This window comes from Phycisphaerae bacterium (genome assembly GCA_024102815.1).
Classification (GTDB): Bacteria; Planctomycetota; Phycisphaerae; order UBA1845; family UBA1845; genus JAGFJJ01.
In genome coordinates, this window is the sequence record JAGFJJ010000048.1 from 1 (window position 1) to 20,744 (window position 20,744).

A 20,744-nucleotide genomic window follows, 5' to 3' on the forward strand; every position below is an offset into this window, starting at 1 on the left:
CCACGAATCACCGTCGAGGTCGGCGCCGGGCTGCTGCCCGAGAAAGAGCCTGAAGCCGAAATAGGGATTCGCCGTCCCGACAAAAAGTCCGTAGGGCGTCGATGCTAACGAACGAATGCCGTAAGCGTATTCGTCTTCCAGCCCGTTGCGTGTGATCAGCTTCCAATCGCGGCCGTCTTCCGTTTCCCAGAGATCGAAGCCACCATCGATCGCCGCGACCACGTCGGCGATTTCGCCGGCCGGGATCCGCTCCAGGATCCAGGAGATGATCGGGCGAATGTCCAGGTCGATGGAGGACTCGAGTCCCTCCGTGGTGGCAAAACGGGCGAAGAGGGACATGTCAAACGTACCCATGTAAAGGCGGTTGTCATGCACAGCCATGCGCCAGATGTACCCCGTCCGGGAGTTTCCACATCCACCGAGCTTGCCGGTGATGGGGAATTTGTACCCGTCCGGTGTTTCGCGCGGTTCTCCGCAGACCACTTGCCATGACCCGTCGCCCGCGACGCGGAGCAGCTCCGCCGCGGCGGAATCGACCCCCGGAAAGAAATCCAGCGCCACGAAATTCAGGCCCGTACCCACATAGAGGTAGTCTCCGAAAGCCTTGAGACTGACCACGTTCTGGTTCCGCGAGCCGCGGTAAGCCCCCTTGGTCAGCACTTTCTCAAATACATAGGGTGGGCGGCCTACGGCTTGGGTCTTGAGCAACTGGAATCCCTGGTCATCCGTCGCCGTTCCTATGTACAGGAACCCTTTAAACGCCTCCAGTTCAAATGCAGATATGTTCGCCGGGTCGCCGAAGTTTGGTGGATTGACCCTGATGAATTCGCCGGACGCAGGATCGACCGCCTCGAGCAGCGTGGTCTCCTCACCGACCCGGCCGATGCCCAGCACGTACAGGCGCCCCTTGTAGCTGGTCAGCGAACGGTAGGAGACGAGAGTTGCGTCGTTCGAGATCTTGCCCGGAAGTGCCTCGAAATGCCGCCCGTCGACGGAGCGCAGGATGCGCGGCGGTGGTCCGGGAACTTCCGTAGTCACATAGGTCCCCACATAAAGCGCCTCCCTGCCATCGGGTTCGCGATGCACGAGCATCGAGCGATATCCAAGGTCCACGGCCACGTCGCGGAATGTGCCGTCGGAACTCAGCGCCTTGCTCGTGGGCGAAATGTAAACCAGCTCAATTTCCTGGGTGGCGGGATCGTAAGTGTAGATTCGTCCGCGGAGATCGGTATCCAGCAGATTCGGATCGCAATCCACTGGGACTTCCTGCTCGGCGTTGTTGGCCGTGACGCCACGGATTGATCGCACAATGCAGAGGAAATTGTGATTCGTTCCGATATAGAGACGATCCTTGAAATAGGCCATGGACCAGGCGTAGCTGTTGCCTCGGAGGCCGAAACCCTGCTCGCCGATCTGGCGAAAGTCCTCCGCTTTCAGTCCCTGCGCGCGGGAGGGCGATGTGCCCACACCCAAGAGCAGCATCAGACCGACGACGACCGTCCCCCACATGCAGTGTCGATGGCACATTGCTATCTCACTTCACCAAGCGGGGCAGTCGGCCGCATACCGATGCCCACACCGGATTGCTCAAACCCCCTGCTTCGACTTCCCCACATAACCGTCTGGATCCCGCAGAAACTCCGCGATCGCCGAAAGGAAGACCTCCGCCGAATCCACGACCGTATAATGCCCGGTATCACTGAGCATGTCGCAGCGGCAACGGGGCATCAGCCCCGCCAGATGCGGACCCAGCTTGCTGAAGGGCGATGTTCCCCCGTAAAGCGCCAGAACGGGCGCTGCAATGTGCGCCAATCGCTCCTCCGTCAAACCCGCCACCTGGCGAAAATCCCGCGTGATCGAGGTCTCTTCAATCAATCGCTTTAGTCGCGACTTGCCCAGCGCCGAATTCTGCCGCAGGGCGAAAGGATTGGGAATCTCCGCACCCCGCCGAAATACCTCGGCCACGTCCCCGCCGTCGGCTTCGAGAAACCACTCATAATTGATGCCAAACTCGGCCAGTTCGCCTTTCCAGGTCTCCCAGCCGTGCCACTCCTGGAGGGTGCGCAGATGTCGCAGGCACGCAATACCCGTATCAGAGAGCACGACGCCCGCAACGCGCTCGGGAAAGTGCGCCGCCAACTGAAGAGCGATCGATCCGCCAAAGCTGTGGCCGATGATGCGTGCCTTGCCCACGCCCACGTGTTCGAGTAGGGCATTGAGATCATGGGCGAGATCGTGCGAGGTGTAGCCGGTCGGCGTGGCCTGGGAGTAGCCGTGCCCGCGCAGGTCGTAGGCCAGCACGCGGTAGTTCTCGCTGAGCGCCGGCAGAACCCGGGCGAACCACACCGCCAGGGTCGAGGTGACCCCGTGGATAAGCACCACATCGGGGCCATCGCCCTTGACCATGTAGTGCATCTTGATCCCGTTCACCTGCTCGATGGCCATTGCCCACGCTTACTCCATGTAGCCCAGCGCCTTGAGGCGCAGCAGAATCTGCTCGTCGACTTCCTCCGCTGTGTCCGGCGACTCCGCCGGCACATTCTGAGGTTCCTTCTTCAGATGCGGCGGTGCTTGCGTCGCGGCCCCAATCCGCGGCGGCCTTCTCCGCACGGCGGAATCGACCATCAGCTCGACCGGAGCGCGCCCTTCGAGATCCCGCGGAATCTCCAAACCCAGAACGTGCAGCGCCAGCGGAGCAATATCCAGTAACGAAACCGACGGGATCGCAGCCGGCGTCTCGCAGCGAATCTTCGGACCGACCGCCAGCAGAACGCCGTCGGGATGGTGCGTCCCCGTGGGAACGGCGCGGCGCTTCAGGACCTCCCGGCCGCGCAGCACGGACACAAACCCGTGATCGCGCAGTTGGAGCGTCAGGTCGGGAGCGAGTTCACCGCAAGGACCGTCAAAAATCTCCTCCCGGGTCCAGACGGCCGTCACCAGCGGCTCCCCCGTGTTCGGGTCGCGGCACTCGTTGAGCAGCCGCTTTCGCAATGTCTCTCGAAACTTCGCGTAGTCTTCCGGAGCCACACCGTGCGAGCCCCGTGGACCAATCACGGGAATATGGATTCCGTTGCTGCTGGCCGAATCCGCGTAGGCCAACGTTCGCGACATGTCGATCGATGTCGCGTGATACTGCTGCCCCTCGCCGAGCACGTGTGAATCTTCTCCGACAACGTCGGCATCTCTCGACCATGCCAGCCAGCCCTGCTGCTCGAGCCAGGAGTTGACGTACAGAATCTCCGTGCTGCCGGTGAAGCCGTGGTCGGACACGACCAGCACAGTCGCATCATCTCCGGCAAGCCGCACGGTCTCACCCAGGAAGTCGTCGATCTGGCGGAAATAGGCGTCGCAGAGTTGTTGGAGACGTGCATACTTTGCATCGGGCGACGTCGGCCGCAGCGCCGGATCGAGCACGTGCCAGAGCAGATGCTGAAGTTTGTCCACGCCGTCAAAGACGATTCCGGTCAGCGCACACGGATCGTGTTCCATCTGGTGTTTGAGCAGCTCGAACCACTGCCGGTCGCGACGGATGTGCAGATCAATCCACGGCTCGTAGTTCTCCAATGCCGCGCCGGCGACGGCCTTCTTTTCTTCGTTGAAGTCCATGGCCAGTTCGCGGACGTCGAAGCCCGGAACATCGCGCTGTAATCGCTCGATCAGCTCCTTCGGCCGGCTCGAGGATTTCACCCACCGCCAGGTGATCCAGCCGGGAATGCAATAGCCGTTGAACTCCGGCGCAGGATTATGGGCCACGAAGTTGAGGCTGCCGGCGCGCAGACCCTGCCGCGAGACCATCGACCAGATCGTCTCGGAGCACACGTTGCGTGAGGACACGACGCGGATGAAGCGCGAGTTCGGCGATTCGAACTGGAGGAAATTGGTGATGCCGTGATGTCCCGGAGACCGACCCGTGACCAGCGTGGTCCAAGCAGGGGGCGTTAGCGGCGGCGTGGTGGATCGCAAGAGGGCGCGCACGCCTTGCGTCTGCCATTGCCCGAAAAAGGGCATGACCCCGCGAGCGACCATATCGTCGAGGACCGTGTAGGTCGCCCCGTCGAGACCGAAGATAATCACCGATCCGTTCAAGCCTGTCCCCCAACGCCGTCCAGGTGCAGCATCAGGAAATCGAGCAGTTCGCCGATGCGGATGTCGTCGGCCTTGCGCTCGCTGAACTGCGTCAGCAGCTCCGCAAAGGGCAGCGACTGGTTGAAGTGCTCCTCGAGCCGGGTCCCGAGCGCCACGGCGTCAATGGACTCGAACTCCAGGTCCGTAAACAGGCGCGTTTGCTCGTTGATATCCCCGTCGTAATCCCAGTCCTCGCGGAGCTCCCCGAGAATGGCCATCAACTCGCCCCGAACCGATTCGCGATCAAGCGCTCGTCCGTGCATGTTCCGTTTGCTCCACCAGTGCCAATGCCACGACATAACCGCCGTCGCATGTCGTCTGAACCGCAGCCCGACGATCTTCGCCCGCGCTCTTGCGCGCGGCAATCACAAACAGACCCGAAGTGCGGTCTACCTCCGCAACGCGCAGCGATTTCGGGTCCCCGGAAAGTCCCACGCCCCAGGCCTTGCCCGCCGCCTCTTTGGCAGCCCAGGCCCGCGAAATCCACTCGTCATCCAATAGACCGGATTCCTGTAGAAGAACGCGCTCCTCGGAAGTGAACGCTGCCTCGAGAAATCCATCCGCACGCGACGCCACGCTTTCCAGGTCGACGCCCACTTCCGCATCCGCGGCCGCGGCAATCGCCAGGCGGCCCTTGTGAGCAATGGAAACCTGCGGCGCCTTCCCGACCATCGACTGCCAGCGCCCGCTCGCCACGGGTCGTCCGGCAGCATCGTGCTCGATCTCCACATCGGCCGGGTATAGCTTCAGACCCGTTTCGCGCTGAACCAATGAGCGTACCGCATCCTTGGCAGCCGATCGCCCCACGATCCACTCCGTCCGTCGCGGACCCTCAGCCATCGACAGAAACTCGGCCAGTTCCCGTCGACTGCAAATCAAATACGCCCAGAGCTTTTCCCACAGTGCCGCGCGAAGTTCTCCCTCCGCAGCCATGCGGCGGACTTCCACATGATGACTGGAACCCGGCACGTCCAGCGCAACAGCATCACTGGCAATACCTTCGCGCGGAAACCGCCAGAAGTCGTAGAACGATCGAGGCCAATGGAAGCGCCAATCCTCCCAACCCTTGATCCGCATCCACAAACGGCCGTCGCCGTCCACGATGTCCATGTCGGCCACGAACTGACGATGCGCGACCGAACGCACACGCAAATGGCACGTTGCCCGCTCCCCGGGATGAAGATTCTCCCGATGGAGCGTGAGTTCCTCCAGGCGGATGGGAAACAGGACAAAGCCTTCACTGAGGAACTCGACCGGCCAATAGCCGACGAGCTGACCGGCTGCGTCGAGCAGGAAGGGATCAACGTGGAATCGAGGATTCGGGTTTGACGCAAACAGATTGTCAAACGGCAGCACTTCAAGCTGCGCCGAAAGCCCGTTCTCACCAATCGCATCGAGGGCAACCACCCCCTGGAAGCGCGGCCCGTGAAACATGCGATGCAGGTCGTACATCTGCCGCGCGGTGTGCGAAGGAGTCCGCTCAGCAACGAGCGGCTCGACCTGCGGCGCAGCCGGACGCGGATAGTCCCGAGCCAGCAGGATCGTTGCCTCGGCGACGGACGAGGACCTCGCCTGGTCCCCGTCGTCCTTTGACGCATTCGCCCGGTAGATTGCGGTGCGGACTTCGTTCTCATTTGGGCCGACGCGCCCTGTAATGCGAAGCGTGACCCGGGGCCCGCTCGGCTCCACATCCACCCACTTGCCCGCTTGCACGCCGCGGACCCCTACGACCCTCTGCCCCGGCACCAGCAGCGCCGCCACCTCCGCCATCATGGCCACGCTGACCGTCATGGGCACCACATTGAGCGTGTCACGATCGCGATCGTATTCCGATGTATCCGGGTCGAAATGGTGATCAAGCAGATAAACATCTTCGGAAAGGTCCATGTCGCGGACCACCGCGATGGCATTGCCCGGGTCGTGCTCGACAATCTGCCCGGCAAAGGCGAGCGATATGTTGCTTTCCAACTGCGCGACGCCTCGTGAATGCTCCTGTGGAGCAACATCACTTGCCGCAGCCTGCAAGTGCTCCAGAACCTGGCGCAGCGTCCGCAGTCGGGCAACCTCCTCCATATCCACCGCGGCCAGGATGACGCCCTGCTCTTCCGCCTGCCTTTGGAGCGAACCCAGAATCTCGATCCGTTTAATCGAGTCGATCCCCAGGTCAGCTTCGAGATCGAGGTCGACACCGAGCATTTCCGGCGGATAGCCGGTCTTGTCGGCAACAATACTCATCAGCGCATCGGCCAGATCCGCCTGTTCGGTCGCCACCGGTGCACTCCGGACCGATGCGTCATGCTCATCTGCGAGGTTCGACGCGCGGACAGCTCCAGAAGTCGACGTGGCATCATCACGTTCGGTCACGCCGGGGTACGCATCGGATGGAGACGAGGGCTCGGCCTCTTCGTCAGGCGTCGGCGGCATTGCTCTGGGGGTGTCATACACGGGAACGGGATCACCACGCTCGGCGCCCGAATCGGCCATATCGGCGTTTGAAACTCCCAGGTAGGCTCGCATGATGTCTTCATGCGCCGCCAGGGTCTGCTCCATCAGCTCCATGTGCGCATGGATCATTCCCGCCGAGCCCGCGTGCGGCGCCCGATCGCGCGGTTGCGAATCGTTCTGGCTGACGTGCGCTCCCGACCGCTGATTATTGAAGGCTGCTTGCCCCGATCCCGATCCTTCGGACCCGAGAGGGACAGGTCCTTCCGTGTCGCTTCGAGGCGATGCTTCCGAAATGCCGGGCGATCCGCTCGTGGTCGATTCCAACGCGGCCGAAGATACCCGATACCCCTCCGGTAGCTTCAGGTGCGGATAGCACAGCGTGATCTGGATCGTGCCCGGCGCCGCGTCAGGATCGATCACGCTGTCAGCCGCGGCGTCCATCGAGAGCACCCGCGCATCCCGATGGCGATACAGGTAGCCCAAATCCATCGGTACGTGCAGCGCCGCCAGTCGCGCCACGGCGTGGTGCAGTGTGGTAACGCCGCTGCGGCGGTGATGGTTGGTCGGAATCATCGCGTGATGCCGGCCGCGCAAGATGTCATCAACAAACCCGCTGAGATTCGCTCGCGGACCCACCTCGACAAACACGCGGGCGCCCGCGTCGTACATCGCCTCGACCGTCTGACGGAACAGCAGCGGTGTCGCAAACGTGTTCGCGAGCATTTGCACGACGGCGCCGGCGTCATCCGGGTAGGGGCGTGCCGTGGCGCAGGAATAGAGCGGCGTGTGCGCGGGGTTGAATCCCAGTGACGAGAAATATTCTTTCAACGGTCCGCAAATGTACGTGAACGCGGGCGTATGGTAGCCGCGATCGTAAGGCAGCCGCTCCACAAACACGCGGCGAGAGCGCAGATGCTCGATCACCGGCGCCGCGTCTTCCTCGCCCGTGACGATAACCACCTGGTGCGGGCAGTTATCATTGGCGATGTGGATCTCGCGGTGGACTTCGGCCGCGAGCTTTTCGACCTGCTCGCGCCCGGCCCCGACCGCCAGCATGGCCATCGTGGGAATCGATCGGTCGGTCGAAAGGTCCCGATACATCTGGTCCAGTCGCGGCATGCTGGCGATGAAATCGTCCACGTCGAACAATCCCGCCGCGACCGTCGCCACCCACTCCCCGCCACTGTGCCCGGCAATCAGGTCCGCACGCACGCCGAGTTCGCGAAGAACGGTGAGCATCGCGCCATCCGCCGTGAGCACGGCTTCCACCGCGCGCTCGATGCTCCAAAGACGCTGCTCGGCCGCCTCGCGCTCCGCCTCGGAAAAAGCCGGCGGAGGGAAAATATCGCCGCTCGGCGGAGACCGATCGTCACTGCGCACGCTGCGGTCCGCGGCGTCAAAACGCTCGCGCACTTCGGGAAACTCGACGCACAGATCGGCCAGCATGTTGACGTACTGTGCACCCTCGCCGGGAAACAGGAAAGCGACCTTTCCGCCGCGAGCTTCGCTTTCACTGAGGTAGTAAATGCCCTTGGCGTCGTTGATCTTGTGGCAATCCGCCTTGGCAAGCTTGTCGGCAGCGCGAGCAAGCTTGGCATCCAGATCGTCCAGCGACAGCGCCACGATCGCCAGCCGCACGCCGTCTTCCGTCGTCCCCGCGTTCAACGTCCGCGCGATGTCGATCAACCGAACGCCTTTTGCCGCAGCAACGTATCCCCTCAGCTTCGCAATTTCGCCAAGCAGCATTTCGCGCGATACGGCGCTCAGCACGATCACTTCACTTTCACGCTCGTGAAGCAGCGGAGTGGCCACGGTTTCTGGACTATCTTGATGGGGCGTGTCGGCACCGTCATTCAGCGAGACCTGCGATCTGCCCCTTATCCGGCCGGCGTACTCCTCCAACACGACGTGCGCATTCACCCCCCCGAAACCGAATGCGTTCACGCCCGCGCGACGTGGAGCATCTCTACCGTGGATCCACGGTCGCGTTTCCGAGTTAACGTAGAACCGGCTTTCCGGTCCGCACAGCGCCTCCGCCGGGTAATGGCAGTTCAGCGTCGGCGGCAGAAGCTTGTGGTAAAGAGCCAGCGCCGTCTTGATCAGCCCGGCCGATCCCGCCGCGGGCATCGCGTGTCCGATCATGCTCTTGACCGAGCCCAGCGCGACCGTCGGCGGTGCCCCCCCTCGCGGACCGAACACGCGGAGCAGCGCCGCGATTTCCGCTTCGTCTCCAACCGGCGTACCCGTGCCGTGGGCTTCGATCAGCCCGACCGTTGCCGGATCGACGCCCGCCGCGTCGTATGCCCGCCGCAGGGCAAGCTCCTCGCCTTCCACGCGCGGAGCCGTCACACTCTTCGCCCGCCCGTCGCTGCTTGTTCCCACACCTTTGATGACCGCGTAGATGCGGTTCCCGTCTCGCTCCGCATCTGCCAGTCTCTTGAGCACCAGCACGCCCACGCCTTCGCCGGCCATTGTTCCGTCGCAGTCGTGGTCAAAAGGCCGAATCACCGAGCCTCGCGACAGCGCCCCCATCGCCGAGAAAACTTGCAGGAACGGAACATCGGAGAAGACGTGGACGCCGCCGATCAACACCAGATCGTGCCGGCCTCCACTGAGACCGCTGACGGCGATGTCCGTCGCGATCAGCGACGATGCACAGGCCGCGTCCACGGTGAAGTTCGGACCCATCAGCCCGAAACGATTGGCCACGCGCCCGCTGCTGATATTCGGGATCAGTCCCGGCGCTTGCTCCGCGCCGAAGGACGGCACGTGATTTCGCATTGCTTCCCGCAATCTCTCCAGTTCCCCCTCGGAAAGCTCCGGATGCAGACGCCGCAAGATCTGCACGGTCTGCTCGGCCATCATCCCCCGCTGGAGCAGCCCCGTCAGACCCACGCCGAGGTAGTTTCCCCGTCCCAATACGAACGCCGCACGCTCGCCATCCAGCACGCGATCCCCGCAACCGGCGTCCTCCAGCGCCTCGTGCGCGCACCGCAGCACCAGGAACTGATCCGGCTCCGCGCCTTCCACCGCCCGCGGCATCGTCCCGAAACGCAGCGGATTGAACGCGAAGCTGTTCTCCAGGTATCCGCCACGCTTGCAGTAGACCTTGTCCTGGACACCGGGCGTGGGATCATAGAACACGGCCGGGTCCCAGCGCTGCGGATTCACCTCGGCAATGGCATCAACACCCTGGACGATATTGTTCCAGAAGGCTCGAACGTTACGGGCTTTCGGAAACGTGCAGGCCATGCCCACGATCGCCACGTTGCCGATCGATCCATCACGGTTCGAATATGACTCACCGCGGACGATCATGACCTCCCCGCAACCGCCTTCCCTGCCGCCAGTCGATTCAGCGCCCGGCTGCATGTCGCCTCGAGATGCTCGATGCGCCCCACGAGATGTCCTGCCCCGTCCACGAACTGAATATCCACGAGAATGTTCGGATTGCCAGGGGTCGAAGCGATCCTCGCTTCGCAATGCAGCATGCCCTGCATCGGTCCGCCACATCGGGAGTATCGGCCCAGCCGCGCGGGCAGCGGCGTCATGTCCAGGTTGGTCCGCGCCCAGAGAATGATGGCCTGCAACCCACTGTCAATCACGACGGGGTCAATCAGCCAATGCCCATCCGTTTTCCCCGCGAGCCCCTCCTTCGGATTCGAAGCCGCCAGCGTGGCGATGATTCCCTCCGCACCCACGCCCTCGACGCTCTTGATCCCCGCAAACATCGGACCGTGGAAAAGCCACTCGTCGTACGCTTCTCCGACGGATAGTGCCAACGGCCTCGCCTCGGCAAGAAGCAGTCTGTCCCGACCGGCGTATGCGGGTTTCGCCCGCATCTCCACGCGTCCGTGGTAGCGATCCCCCCGATCGCCCGCGCAGCGCATCGTCAGTTCGACATCGGCGCCACCATCGACAGGCGTCGTTCTCGCCTCGACCTCGAGCTCCACCGGTTCCCGATCGAGCGAAATGCCCCGCAAGACACGTAGATCAAGGATCGATGCTACCTCCAGCTCCGGGTGAAGCGCCGCCGCCAATTCGGCAAAAAGCTCCAATCCCATGGCCATGGGCATCACGGGCTTGCCATCAAGCTGATGATCCAGCAGGTAGCGGTCAACGGCAGGATCGAGCCGGCGCACCACGCGCATCGCGTCACCGGTCCCGGTCAGTCTCGCGTCGCCCGTCTGAAGCAGCGGGCCGCGAACGACCCTGGTCAGCGCTTCGACATTTGTTGTTGACTGGGCAACCACGTCGATCGCCGTCCGCAACGGCCCGCCGTACACAACCTCTACGTCGTCCTTCGACCCGTGCAGCAGTTCGTTCACGAATGCCTTGCGCCCGGCGGCGCGATCGATCACGTGTACGCCCGCCTCGGCGAATTGCTTCGCCAGCGCCGCCGAAACCATCCCACCGCTCGATTCCCAGGGCCCCCAGTTGAACGACACAACACGTCCCGGCCACCTGCGATGCAAATACTGAGCGAGTTTGTTGAGCACCTCGTTGGCTGCGGCGTAGTCACCCTGTCCACGATTGCCGTAGCGCGCTGACACCGACGAAAACATTGCCAGGAACCGCAGCGACTCCCCGCGCAGCTTCTCAGCCAGCACCATTGCGGGAGCAATCTTCGTCCGCACGACACGCCGGAATGATGCCGCCGTCTTGTCACCAATAAGCTTGTCTTCGATCACGCCGGCGCCGTGAATGACACCGTCGATACGGCCATGTTCCGCATAAAGGCGATCGATCAGCCCGCCGAACGCATCAGCGTCCCCCGCATTCATCGCCGCGTATTCCACATTGGCCCCCGACCCGCGCAGGTCCGCGACGGTCTCGCGCATCTCGCGCTCCGCCAGCAATCTCCGATAGACCGACTCCACCGCCGCCGGCGTGGCCTTTTCTCCTCGGCTCGAAATTTCATCGCGAATCGCCGCTTTCAGCGCCTTCATGTCCGTCCGGTCCGCCGTCGCAGCGGATTCCCCCTCGCTCGGCAGCGGAGTTCGTCCCACGAGCACGTAGCGGCAGGGGAATCGCCTCGCGAGTTCCCGCGCGCACGCAGCCGTAATGCCCCGCGCTCCGCCCGTAACCAGGACAACACTTTCGGCATCAAGCGTAAGGGTTTCGGTTTCCCCATGCAGCGGAGCAGTGACGATTTGAGGGGCAAGACGCCGCTGACCGTCATATCCGACTTCCAACCGGTCGTCGTCCGTCTGCCATTCCCGAATCAGCGCGTCAGCGATGACCTGTGCCGATGCATCCGGCTTGAAGTCAACGACCCGGCAGCGCGTGCCGCCCCACTCGCGGGCCAGCGACTTTACCAGTCCACCAATTGCGGCTCCCGTCAGAGCGGTCGAACGGTCGCCCTCCACACCCTGGAAACCCAACGTCCCGCCCATGCGTGTGGCCGCCAGGATCGTCCCGCCATCACGCAGATCACCCTCCAACGTCTTGACGATCAAAAATACGGTCGTCAGAGGCTCTTCAATCGTGAATGCCGCGTCGGCTGCCGTTCCCGACTTCCGACTTCCGATATCGCCCGCCAGAATCACCAGCGTTCCTACCCGACCCAAGCGTCGGCGAATCGCCTCGATCCGCTCCACCGCGGCTTTCTCGTCGACATCATCAAGAGTCAGATACTCGGCCTCTCGCCCCGCAGCGACGAGCCGTGACCTCACCTCTTCACCTGTGCCGCGATCCGATCCGAGGATGACCACGCTTCCGGCGCTGGGATCCACCGCGGTGTTCCCACCGTCGGCTTCGACCATTTTCACCAGCATGCGTGGCGGACCTGCTCGACCGGTCGCGGCGTCATCAAAAGGGCGGGTAGATGCTCCTCCCTCGGCGATAGCAGGTGCCGCCGATTGGACACTCCCGTTTCCGCCGGCGTGTTGCTCGACAAAATCGACGATAGCCCGCAACGTACTCAGCCGCGCCAGCGACTCCATGTCACCGCCCGAAGACTCGCCCGGTAGCACCGATGAATTCTGCAGCGTGCCCAGGATCTCGATTCGCTTGATCGAGTCGATACCCAGGTCCGCCTCCAGATCAAGATCCAGCGTAAGCATGTCCGGCGGATATCCCGTACGATCGGCCACGACTTCCGTGAGTTGCGCGATCAGACGCTCCCGGGAAAAGCCCCCGTCCGACTTGACGATTTCACCGTTCCCGGAGGGTTTCTCGATCGCCGCCGGCGATTCTTCGACGTGCGCCTTCCGAACCATCGGCAGCTCGGTTTCGTGATGCATCGGGACGGCAATGGGCGCATCGGAGGGAGTGGAGCCGCGCGGCTCCCGCTGCGGCTGCGAAACGGACGGCTCAGGATCGATCGATTCGGGCAGCGCATACGGCGCAGGTCGGGCGCTTTCGCCTGCCGCCCCGCCTTGTAGATACGCCAACATGATGTTGCGGTGGGCCTCGATGAATCGGCTCATGAACTGGTTGTGCGCGGCCATGACCGCATCCACGCCGCCCGCTGACACTGCCCTATGCTCGTGTGAGGATCGGGCCGGAAGCGCTTCCCGCGGCCTTGCCCAATCGACGGGAACGCCGTTGCGCTGGGCGCTTCCAGCTTGTGCGGATGGGCTGGCCTGCTGGCGCCCGCTCGTGCCGATGGACTCCGACCCGGGCGGACCATGTCCGCCCGCCTGTCCCGATGAATTCCCTTTCGACAATGACACTGCTTCTCGCTCCTCTCTCTCCGAGATCCGTGCCCTTCCCTTGACCGCATTCTTTCTCTTCGCGCCGCCGACCGGCTCCGCGCGATCACCACGAACCATCCATGTGGTGGGCGACGGCGGCTTCGGCCTGCTCTCCTCGAGCAGCTTGTCGAGCCCCATCCGCCGCTCAACGCGACCCTCCAACAGCGGCGTCAGATCGAATCGAACGCCGCAAACGGCCAGTTCGGCCAGCGAATACATGATCTGCACGAGTCCGCCGCGATTGGCCTGATCGAGCGGAATCGTGGCAATGTCCCGTCCCGCAAGCGTCTTCTCGATCAGGTTGCTCAGCACGCGCCCCGGTCCAACCTCGATGAACACGCGGGCGCCTGCGTCGTACATGGCCCGCACTTCCTCCACGAACCGCACCGGGCGAACCAGGTGATCGGCCAAGACCTCACGGATGCGCCGCGGGTCGGTCTCGTGGTGCCCGCCGGTCGTGTTCGAGAACACCGCATAACGCGGTGACGACCAGTTCACGCGATCGAGCGCGGCCGCAAAGGGGCCCGCCGCCCCCGCCACATGCGGCGAATGGAACGCGCACGAAACCCGAATGGCCTTCGTATTGATCCCGCGCTGCTGACAACGGCGCATCAATTCCTCAACGCCGCCCGGCGCACCGGAGATCACCGTCTGGCTGGGCGAATTGAGGTTTGCCAGATAGACATCGGCCACCCCCTCCAGCAGAGACTTCGCCGTCGACTCGTCGGCTTCCAGCGCCGCCATCGCTCCCGAACTCGCCGATGCCGCCTCCGCCATGAGACGCCCGCGAAGCTCCGAAAGCTGCATGAGATCCTCAAACGAAATGGCCCCGGCCGCGCACAATGCGGTAAACTCTCCGTAGCTGTGCCCGCAAGACAGCTCAGTGGAAATGCCCAGGTCACCCAGCAGCCGAAGCAACGCCATGGATGTCGCACCCAGCGCCGGCTGGGCGATTCGCGTATGCGTCAGGCGATCCTCATTGGCCGCCCGCTCCTCGTCGCAGAACGCCGGCTTGGGATTGACGTACCGACTCAACGGTCCGCCGAGCACATCCGCCAGCATACGATCGGCTTCTTCAAAAACTTCGCGAACACGCGGCAGCGCCACCGCCAGATCGCGCAGCATGTTCACCCGTTGCGATCCCTGACCCGGGAACACGAACGCAATGCGCCCTATAGGTGTGTTCGCCTTCGACGTGTAGAACACACCTCGCGGATCGCGATACACTCCCGTATTCGCCTCCGCCGCTTTCCGGGCGATCGCGGTCTTCTCGCGCAGCTCCTTCAGGCTCCCCGCCACGATCGCCAGGCAGCAGCCCCCGGCCGCCCTGCCGAAGTCGCGCCACACCGCCGCCGCCAGTTCCGCCATCGACGGGCTCGACCCCGCCTCCAGCGCCGCCGCGACCCGATCGAGTGCCGCGACAATGTCATCCCGAGCGCGCCCCCGGAAGACCAGCAGCTCCGCCGGGAACGTTATCCGCCCGACCGCGTGGCCCGCTTCGCACACCTCCTCCATCACCGCGTGGAAATTCGTCCCGCCGAATCCGAAAGCACTCACCCCCGCCCGTCGAGCCTCGCCGCCCGCGCGACGAACCCAAGGCCGCGTCTCCGTATTCACGTACAACGGACTCCGCTCCAGGTTCGCCTTGGGATTGGGCTTCGTCACGCCTCCCGTCGGCGGCAGCACGCCGTGGTGCACCGCCAGCGCCGCCTTGATCAATCCCGCCACGCCCGCCGTGCACTTCGTGTGTCCGATCATGCTCTTCACCGAGCCGATCGCGCACGTTCCCAGTTCCGCCCCCGCTTCGAGCAGAACACGCGTAACCGATTCCAGCTCGCTCTTGTCGCCGACGATCGTGCCGGTTCCATGGGCTTCGATGAGCTCCACGCTCTCCGGTCCGAATCCTGCTTGCCCATACGCCCGCCAAAGCGCCCGCATCTGCCCTTCGGGTCGCGGTGCCGTAAGGCCCTTGTCCTTGCCGTCACTCGACGAGCCCACGCCCTTGATCACCGCGTAGACCCGGTCCCCGTCGCGACGCGCATCCTCCAGCCGCTTGAGAATAATCGTGGCGATGCCCTCGGCGATCACGATCCCGTCGCCCTCGGCGTCAAAGGTTCGCGCTTGTCCCGTCGGAGAGAGCGCCTGCGTCTTGCTGAAACAAAGGTACGCAAACGGACTCTGCATCGTGTCCGCGCCGCCGGCAATGGCGACATCGGCCGCGCCGCTGATCAGCTCGCACACCGCCAGCCGCACCGCCGCCAGCGACGACGCGCAAGCCGCATCCACCGTGCAGTTCGTCCCGCCCAGATCAAACCGATTCGCCACGCGCCCCGAGATCACGTTGAGAAGCAGGCCCGCAAACGAATCTTCCGTCCACTCCGGCAGGTGTTCACCGAGTTGCTCAATCAGTTGCTTGGCATCCGGACCGGCCCCGTTCAGTTGCGCGAGATAATGCGGCAGCATGGAACGGAATCCATACCCCAACCCCACGTTGCCCACGCCGCCGCCCGCGCCGTAGATGACGCAAGTCCGCTCGCGCGGGAAAGGCCGCTGCATGAGCCCCGCGTCCTCCAGCGCCTGCCGAACCGATTCCAGCACCAGAAGCTGCACCGGCTCGACCGACGGCACCGCGCTCGGCGGCATGCCATAACGAGTCGGATCAAACGCCACCGGATCGATGAAACCGCCCCACCGCGAATAGACCTTGTCCCGCGCCCGCCGATCGCGATCGAAGTACAGGTCCGCGTCCCAGAGGTCTTCGGGAATCTCCCGAATGGCGTTCACACCGTCGAGGATGTTCTCCCAATATCGCTTCACGTCACCCGCGCCGGGCAAGGTACACGACATGCCCACAATGGCCACGTCGCAGGGCCCGTCCACGCGGCGCGCCGGCGCGGCCGGGACAGTCGCTTTCACTTCCTCCGGCTGGCGCACGATCTCCGCGTGCAGGTCGGCGATGGTCTCGATCCGCTCACGCAGCGCCGCAACCTGCCCGATCATGTACATGCCTTCGCGATGCTGTGCTTCGTTCTCGACGTTGGCATATTGCGGCCCGTCGCCGTTCTCCTCCGTCGCCCGCATGATCGCCTTGGACGCGATCCGTAGCCGCCCGAGATTGAGCTGCTCCAATGCATCGCGAATCTCCTCCGCCGACTTCCCTTCCCTTTGCAGGCGCAGCTTCTCTTCTCGAAACGCAATCGCAAACGGCGTATCCGCGCAGCGCGTTGCGTGACCGACCCCCGTCTCCAGCAGAACCGTCTGGGCGCAACGCAGTGCCTCTTCCTGGAACCCGGAAACGATCGCCCCGCTCGTCACCGCCTCTTTTGTAAACAAATAGGCCGTACCCACGAGCACGCCGATGCGTACCCCGCGCTCGACGAGCGGCGCCGCCAGCGCGGCCACCATGGCTGCCGACTTCGAGTCATGAACTCCGCCGGCAAACAGCACGTGGTAATCCGACGCCGGGCCGCGCGATCCCGCAAGGTGATCGCCGATCGCCCGTACCATCGAATCCCACAGCACGAAGCTCGATCGCGGACCGACGTGACCGCCGCACTCCCGGCCCTCGAAGATCACCCGCCGCGCCCCGCTCTCCAGGAACATCTTCAGCAGCCCCGGCGAGGGAACGTGCAGGTACGTTTGAATGCCCTCTTTTTCCAGGTGTGCCGCCTGATCCGGCCGCCCCCCTGCGATAATCGCGAACGGCGGAGGATGTTTGCGGATCTCCGCAAGCTGCTCCTCCCGCAGCTCCTTGGGCACGAAACCCAGGATGCCGACGCCCCAGGGACGATCACCTAGCTTGTGCTTTGTCTCTTCGAGAAGTCGCGCCACCTGTGGACCACGAAGCAACGCCAGCGCCAGAAACGGCAGGCCTCCGCCCTCGGCCACCGCCAGGGCGAAATCGGCCGTGTCACTCACCCGCGTCATCGGCCCCTGTACGATCGGATAGCGCGTGCCGTGCGACGCCGCGAGTGGGCCCTGCTCGCGAATGGGATGCTCATCCGCTGACAACGCGCACTGCCGCGTTGCCTCCCGTCGGATCGCCCGGCAGACCTCGGCCACGGTGCCGAACCGCTCCGCAAGATAGGGCGCAAACGCCGCGTCCTGCCCCACCATCAGCAGACGCTTGGACAGCTCGGGCTCCTGCGCTCGCTTTTCGATTTCATTCCGCCAGGCGTGCAGCACATCCGCGCTCGCCGTAGCGTCGAGTGAGTGTTCCGCCTCGTACTCTCGCATCGCCGCATGGGCCGCGTCTCCGTGCTGAGCGAATACGCGGTAGCGCGCCGCGCAATCCTGTCCGAGCACGGCCGTCTCGCTACCGTCCATGCGCCGAATCTTGGCTTCGACCTCCGCCGGAAGCCGCATTTCTTCGCAAAGCGCGAGCTGCCAATCGAGCACGACGCCGCTCGCCCCGCCCGCGAGACACGCCGCGGCGGAGTGCAATCCGACACCCCCGCGCACCCATATGGGAAGGTGAACGCGCCCGGTAACGCGCTGGAGAAGAATGAAACTCGTCTCTTCGCCGATCAGACCCCCGGCCTCGTTCCCCTTGACCACGATGCCGTCAGCCCCGGCTTGTTGCGCGGCAACCGCCGAAGCAACTGACGTCACCTCGACGAGAACGTCGATACCCGACGTCTTGATCGCCGATATTTCATCCGACAACGTCGCGTCATCGACTCCGCAAAGCAGAATCCGGTTCAGTCGGCGCGCGAAAGGTCGAACCTTGTCCAGCCACGACGCGACCGGTCGCGGAAGGGCCACCGTCCAGCCACGGCCCACGTCCGGCAGATTCGCCAGCACCGCGAGAACCTTGTCCCCGCCGGCATACTCGAGCGAGAGTCCGCCGCAGCACCCCGCGCGATGCGCAGCCGACCCCACCCAGGGCTCATCAAACCCCGGTGGACTCAGCGCAATGATGTCCAGTTCCCTCCGCACGATTGTCTCCCTCCCCGCGCGCAACACCGACTCTCCCCCTCCCCTCGGGGACTCGCCTCCCTGCAAAACTTCGAGATCATGGAGTTTCGAGACGCGATTCGGACATCAGCCCGCACCGGCTTCGATCCGGAGCAAAGCCCGCAGCAGAACCCTATCGATCCTGCCGACCGATCCGACTCCCCTCTCGGCGTGCTCCCCTATTCAATCGGCTCGCCGATCCCTCGCGAACCCCGCCGAGTTCCTTTCGCGACGCCCGATCGTCGCATGCCGACCAGTCCCGCCAGGCAAAACGAAAGACCCATCATGCCCGCCACGCCGCAGGGCGAAGGCACTGTCGGTGTAGCAGGCCGATCCGCCGTGGTGTCCTCTTCAAACACCGCACGGACGGTTCGGTTCTCGTCCATTACGATTTCGACCGCCGGTTGCGTGCCATCGGCCGCGCCTTCCCAGCGCGTGAACAGCCAGCCTACATCCGGAGTCGCTACGAGCGTTACGACATCACCCTTCGCGTAGGTCCCGCCCGTGGGTGCCACAACGCCGTCACCGTCGATCTCGACCGTCAATTCGACCGAATCGTTGCCCGAGCCGCCGTCATCAGGCACAAAGAGCGCCTCGACGACGGTCGGACCTTCCAGCGTGATCCGCAGCGTTTGCGCCGTCGAATCCACGTCTCCCGACCAACTCGAAAAGACCCAGCCCTCGTCCGGAGTGGCCACGAGCGTCACCTCGGCCCCGAAGGCGTAGCTCGACTCGTTCGGATCGACCGCCACCGCCCCTTCGCCCGCCACATCCACGACAAGCGATACCTCGGGCTCAAATCGCGCCGTGATCACGCGATCGCGATCCATGACTACGGTCAACGGATTGACCGACGACGACCCCGGCGGGACGTTCCCTGCCCAACCGACAAAAAGCGACCCCGCATCCGGCGTCGCCGTGAGCACGACGTTCGTCTCGTTGTCGTACCGTGAAATCAACTCGTTCTCGGCGAAGGTGCCCGTCGGCGATGCCGTCAGCGTACCCGTGCCAAGCCCGCTGCTCGAAAGCGTCAGGGTTCGCCCGATCGGGTCGATCGACGCCGATACGACCCGCGACCTGTTCATGACCACCACGGCCGGGTTGTCGTCCACGTTGTCAACCTTGCCATCGTCCTCATCCAGCCACCAGGTCTCGAACGCGTACCCGTCCTGCACGTCGGCCGTGAGCGTCACCAGTTGCCCAAGTTCGAACACCAGCTCACCCGAACCCAGTTTCTGCTTCGCATCCGGCGCCACGGAGATCACCGCCCCCACGTCCGCCGCGTCCTCGATTCGAAGCGTCGGATGAACCACCACGCGCAGCACCCGCGTCGCGATCGACACACCCGTGCTCAGGTTATTGAACGTCACGGTGGCGACGTGACTGCCCGCCGGCAGCGTGTTCACCGCGGCGTTCATACGAATCTCCACCGTCTGCTGATCCAACCCCGACGCCTCGCCACGAGGGGCCAGTTCTCCACCCAGCGGCGAAACCGAAACCCACGACGCGTCCGCTGCCGCGCTCCACAACACGAAACGATCGCTGCCGTTGGCTAGCCGGCTCTGCTGCGGCGCCGGCAGCGAAAGGTGCTTCTCAGGACCCTCCGCGACGACATCGGCGTCCGGAGTCAGCGTGACGGCGCCCGCCCCGGCCGCGCGAACGAGAACCGTCAGCGGTACCGTCGTCGACCCCGCACCGTTCGTGGTGTTTTCTACGTCGATATCCACGGTGTACTTGCCGGGAATCAGCCCGGCGGCGTTGACCAGAATGGAAAACGTCGAGGACCCCGAAGCGGGAACCGTTCCCGTCGTCTTGCTCAGCGAATACCACGAACGACTCGGCGCCGTCAGCTTGTATGACAAGTCCCGCCCGCTATTGTTCGAAAGCGAGACAATGAACGGTGGAATCGTGGACGCATCATTCAGCGCTGCAATAATGTTGACGTAAGAGGGCGCGACGGAGAAACTTGCCGGAGAAATCTGCAACTCCACCGGCCGATCTGTATCGCCAAGACCCGTTGTTGTGTTCGTAAACGAAACAGTCGCGCTGTAGGTCCCGGCAGAAAGCCCCTCGGCCTGTGCCTCGACGATCGACGCAACCACTTGCGCTGAAAGCGGTTCCGCTCCGCCGATTGTCCCCGAGCCAGGCGCAACCTCCAGCCACGTCTGATTATCCGCAGCTGTGAAATCAATCTGCGTTTCGCCGCCCGGTCCCGGGGCGCCGAGGCTCAGCGTCCATTCATCCGCCCCCACAGCACTGAAAGGACCACCCTCTACCCCGGAGAACCGGATAACGGTTGACGCTGCCGGGTCCACCGCCAGCGTCTGGGCTCGGGCGCTTCCGCCGGCCGCCGTCACCACAGCGAGCGCGGCAAGGCATCGGATCGTGCCCCGAATTGACAGATTTTTTTTTCTATAATGATCTGAACTGTCCATCAGCCGCTTTCCCCCTCCCAAGCCCGCATCTCACAGCCTTGGGCATCGACCCGCGATTATGAAGCAATCGCACGAAAGGTCAATT

Annotated in this window: 7 protein-coding genes; all 7 read right to left on the reverse strand. The window is 63.8% G+C overall.

The window, feature by feature from the left end:
* On the reverse strand, positions 1-1,527 hold a 1,527-nt coding region (locus J5J06_11105; protein ID MCO6437627.1), incomplete at its 3' end, for a hypothetical protein.
* Positions 1,528-1,587: 60 nt separating this feature from the next.
* A complete protein-coding gene (locus J5J06_11110; GenBank protein MCO6437628.1) occupies positions 1,588-2,445 on the reverse strand; it encodes an alpha/beta hydrolase in 858 nt (285 codons plus the stop codon).
* A gap of 9 nt (positions 2,446-2,454) precedes the next feature.
* Positions 2,455-4,086 (reverse strand): alkaline phosphatase family protein, encoded by a 1,632-nt coding sequence (locus tag J5J06_11115; protein ID MCO6437629.1) that lies wholly within the window; start codon positions 4,084-4,086, stop codon positions 2,455-2,457.
* Entirely contained in the window at positions 4,083-4,388 is a 306-nt protein-coding gene (locus J5J06_11120; protein MCO6437630.1) for a hypothetical protein, read from the reverse strand. Before J5J06_11120 ends, J5J06_11115 begins: the two co-directional genes overlap by 4 nt.
* Positions 4,369-9,942 carry a polyketide synthase dehydratase domain-containing protein gene (locus J5J06_11125; GenBank protein ID MCO6437631.1) on the reverse strand — a complete coding sequence of 1,858 codons (5,574 nt, stop codon included), beginning with the start codon at positions 9,940-9,942 and terminating at the stop codon, positions 4,369-4,371. The genes J5J06_11120 and J5J06_11125 overlap by 20 nt, the downstream gene beginning before the upstream one ends.
* The gene (locus tag J5J06_11130) at positions 9,885-18,206 is read right to left on the reverse strand and encodes an acyltransferase domain-containing protein (GenBank protein MCO6437632.1); all 8,322 of its coding nucleotides are present in this window, start codon (positions 18,204-18,206) and stop codon (positions 9,885-9,887) included. The genes J5J06_11125 and J5J06_11130 overlap by 58 nt, the downstream gene beginning before the upstream one ends.
* Before the next feature lie 197 nt (positions 18,207-18,403).
* Complete coding sequence (locus tag J5J06_11135) at positions 18,404-20,659, reverse strand: hypothetical protein (protein ID MCO6437633.1); 2,256 nt, start codon at positions 20,657-20,659, stop codon at positions 18,404-18,406.
* Positions 20,660-20,744: the final 85 nt, after the last annotated feature.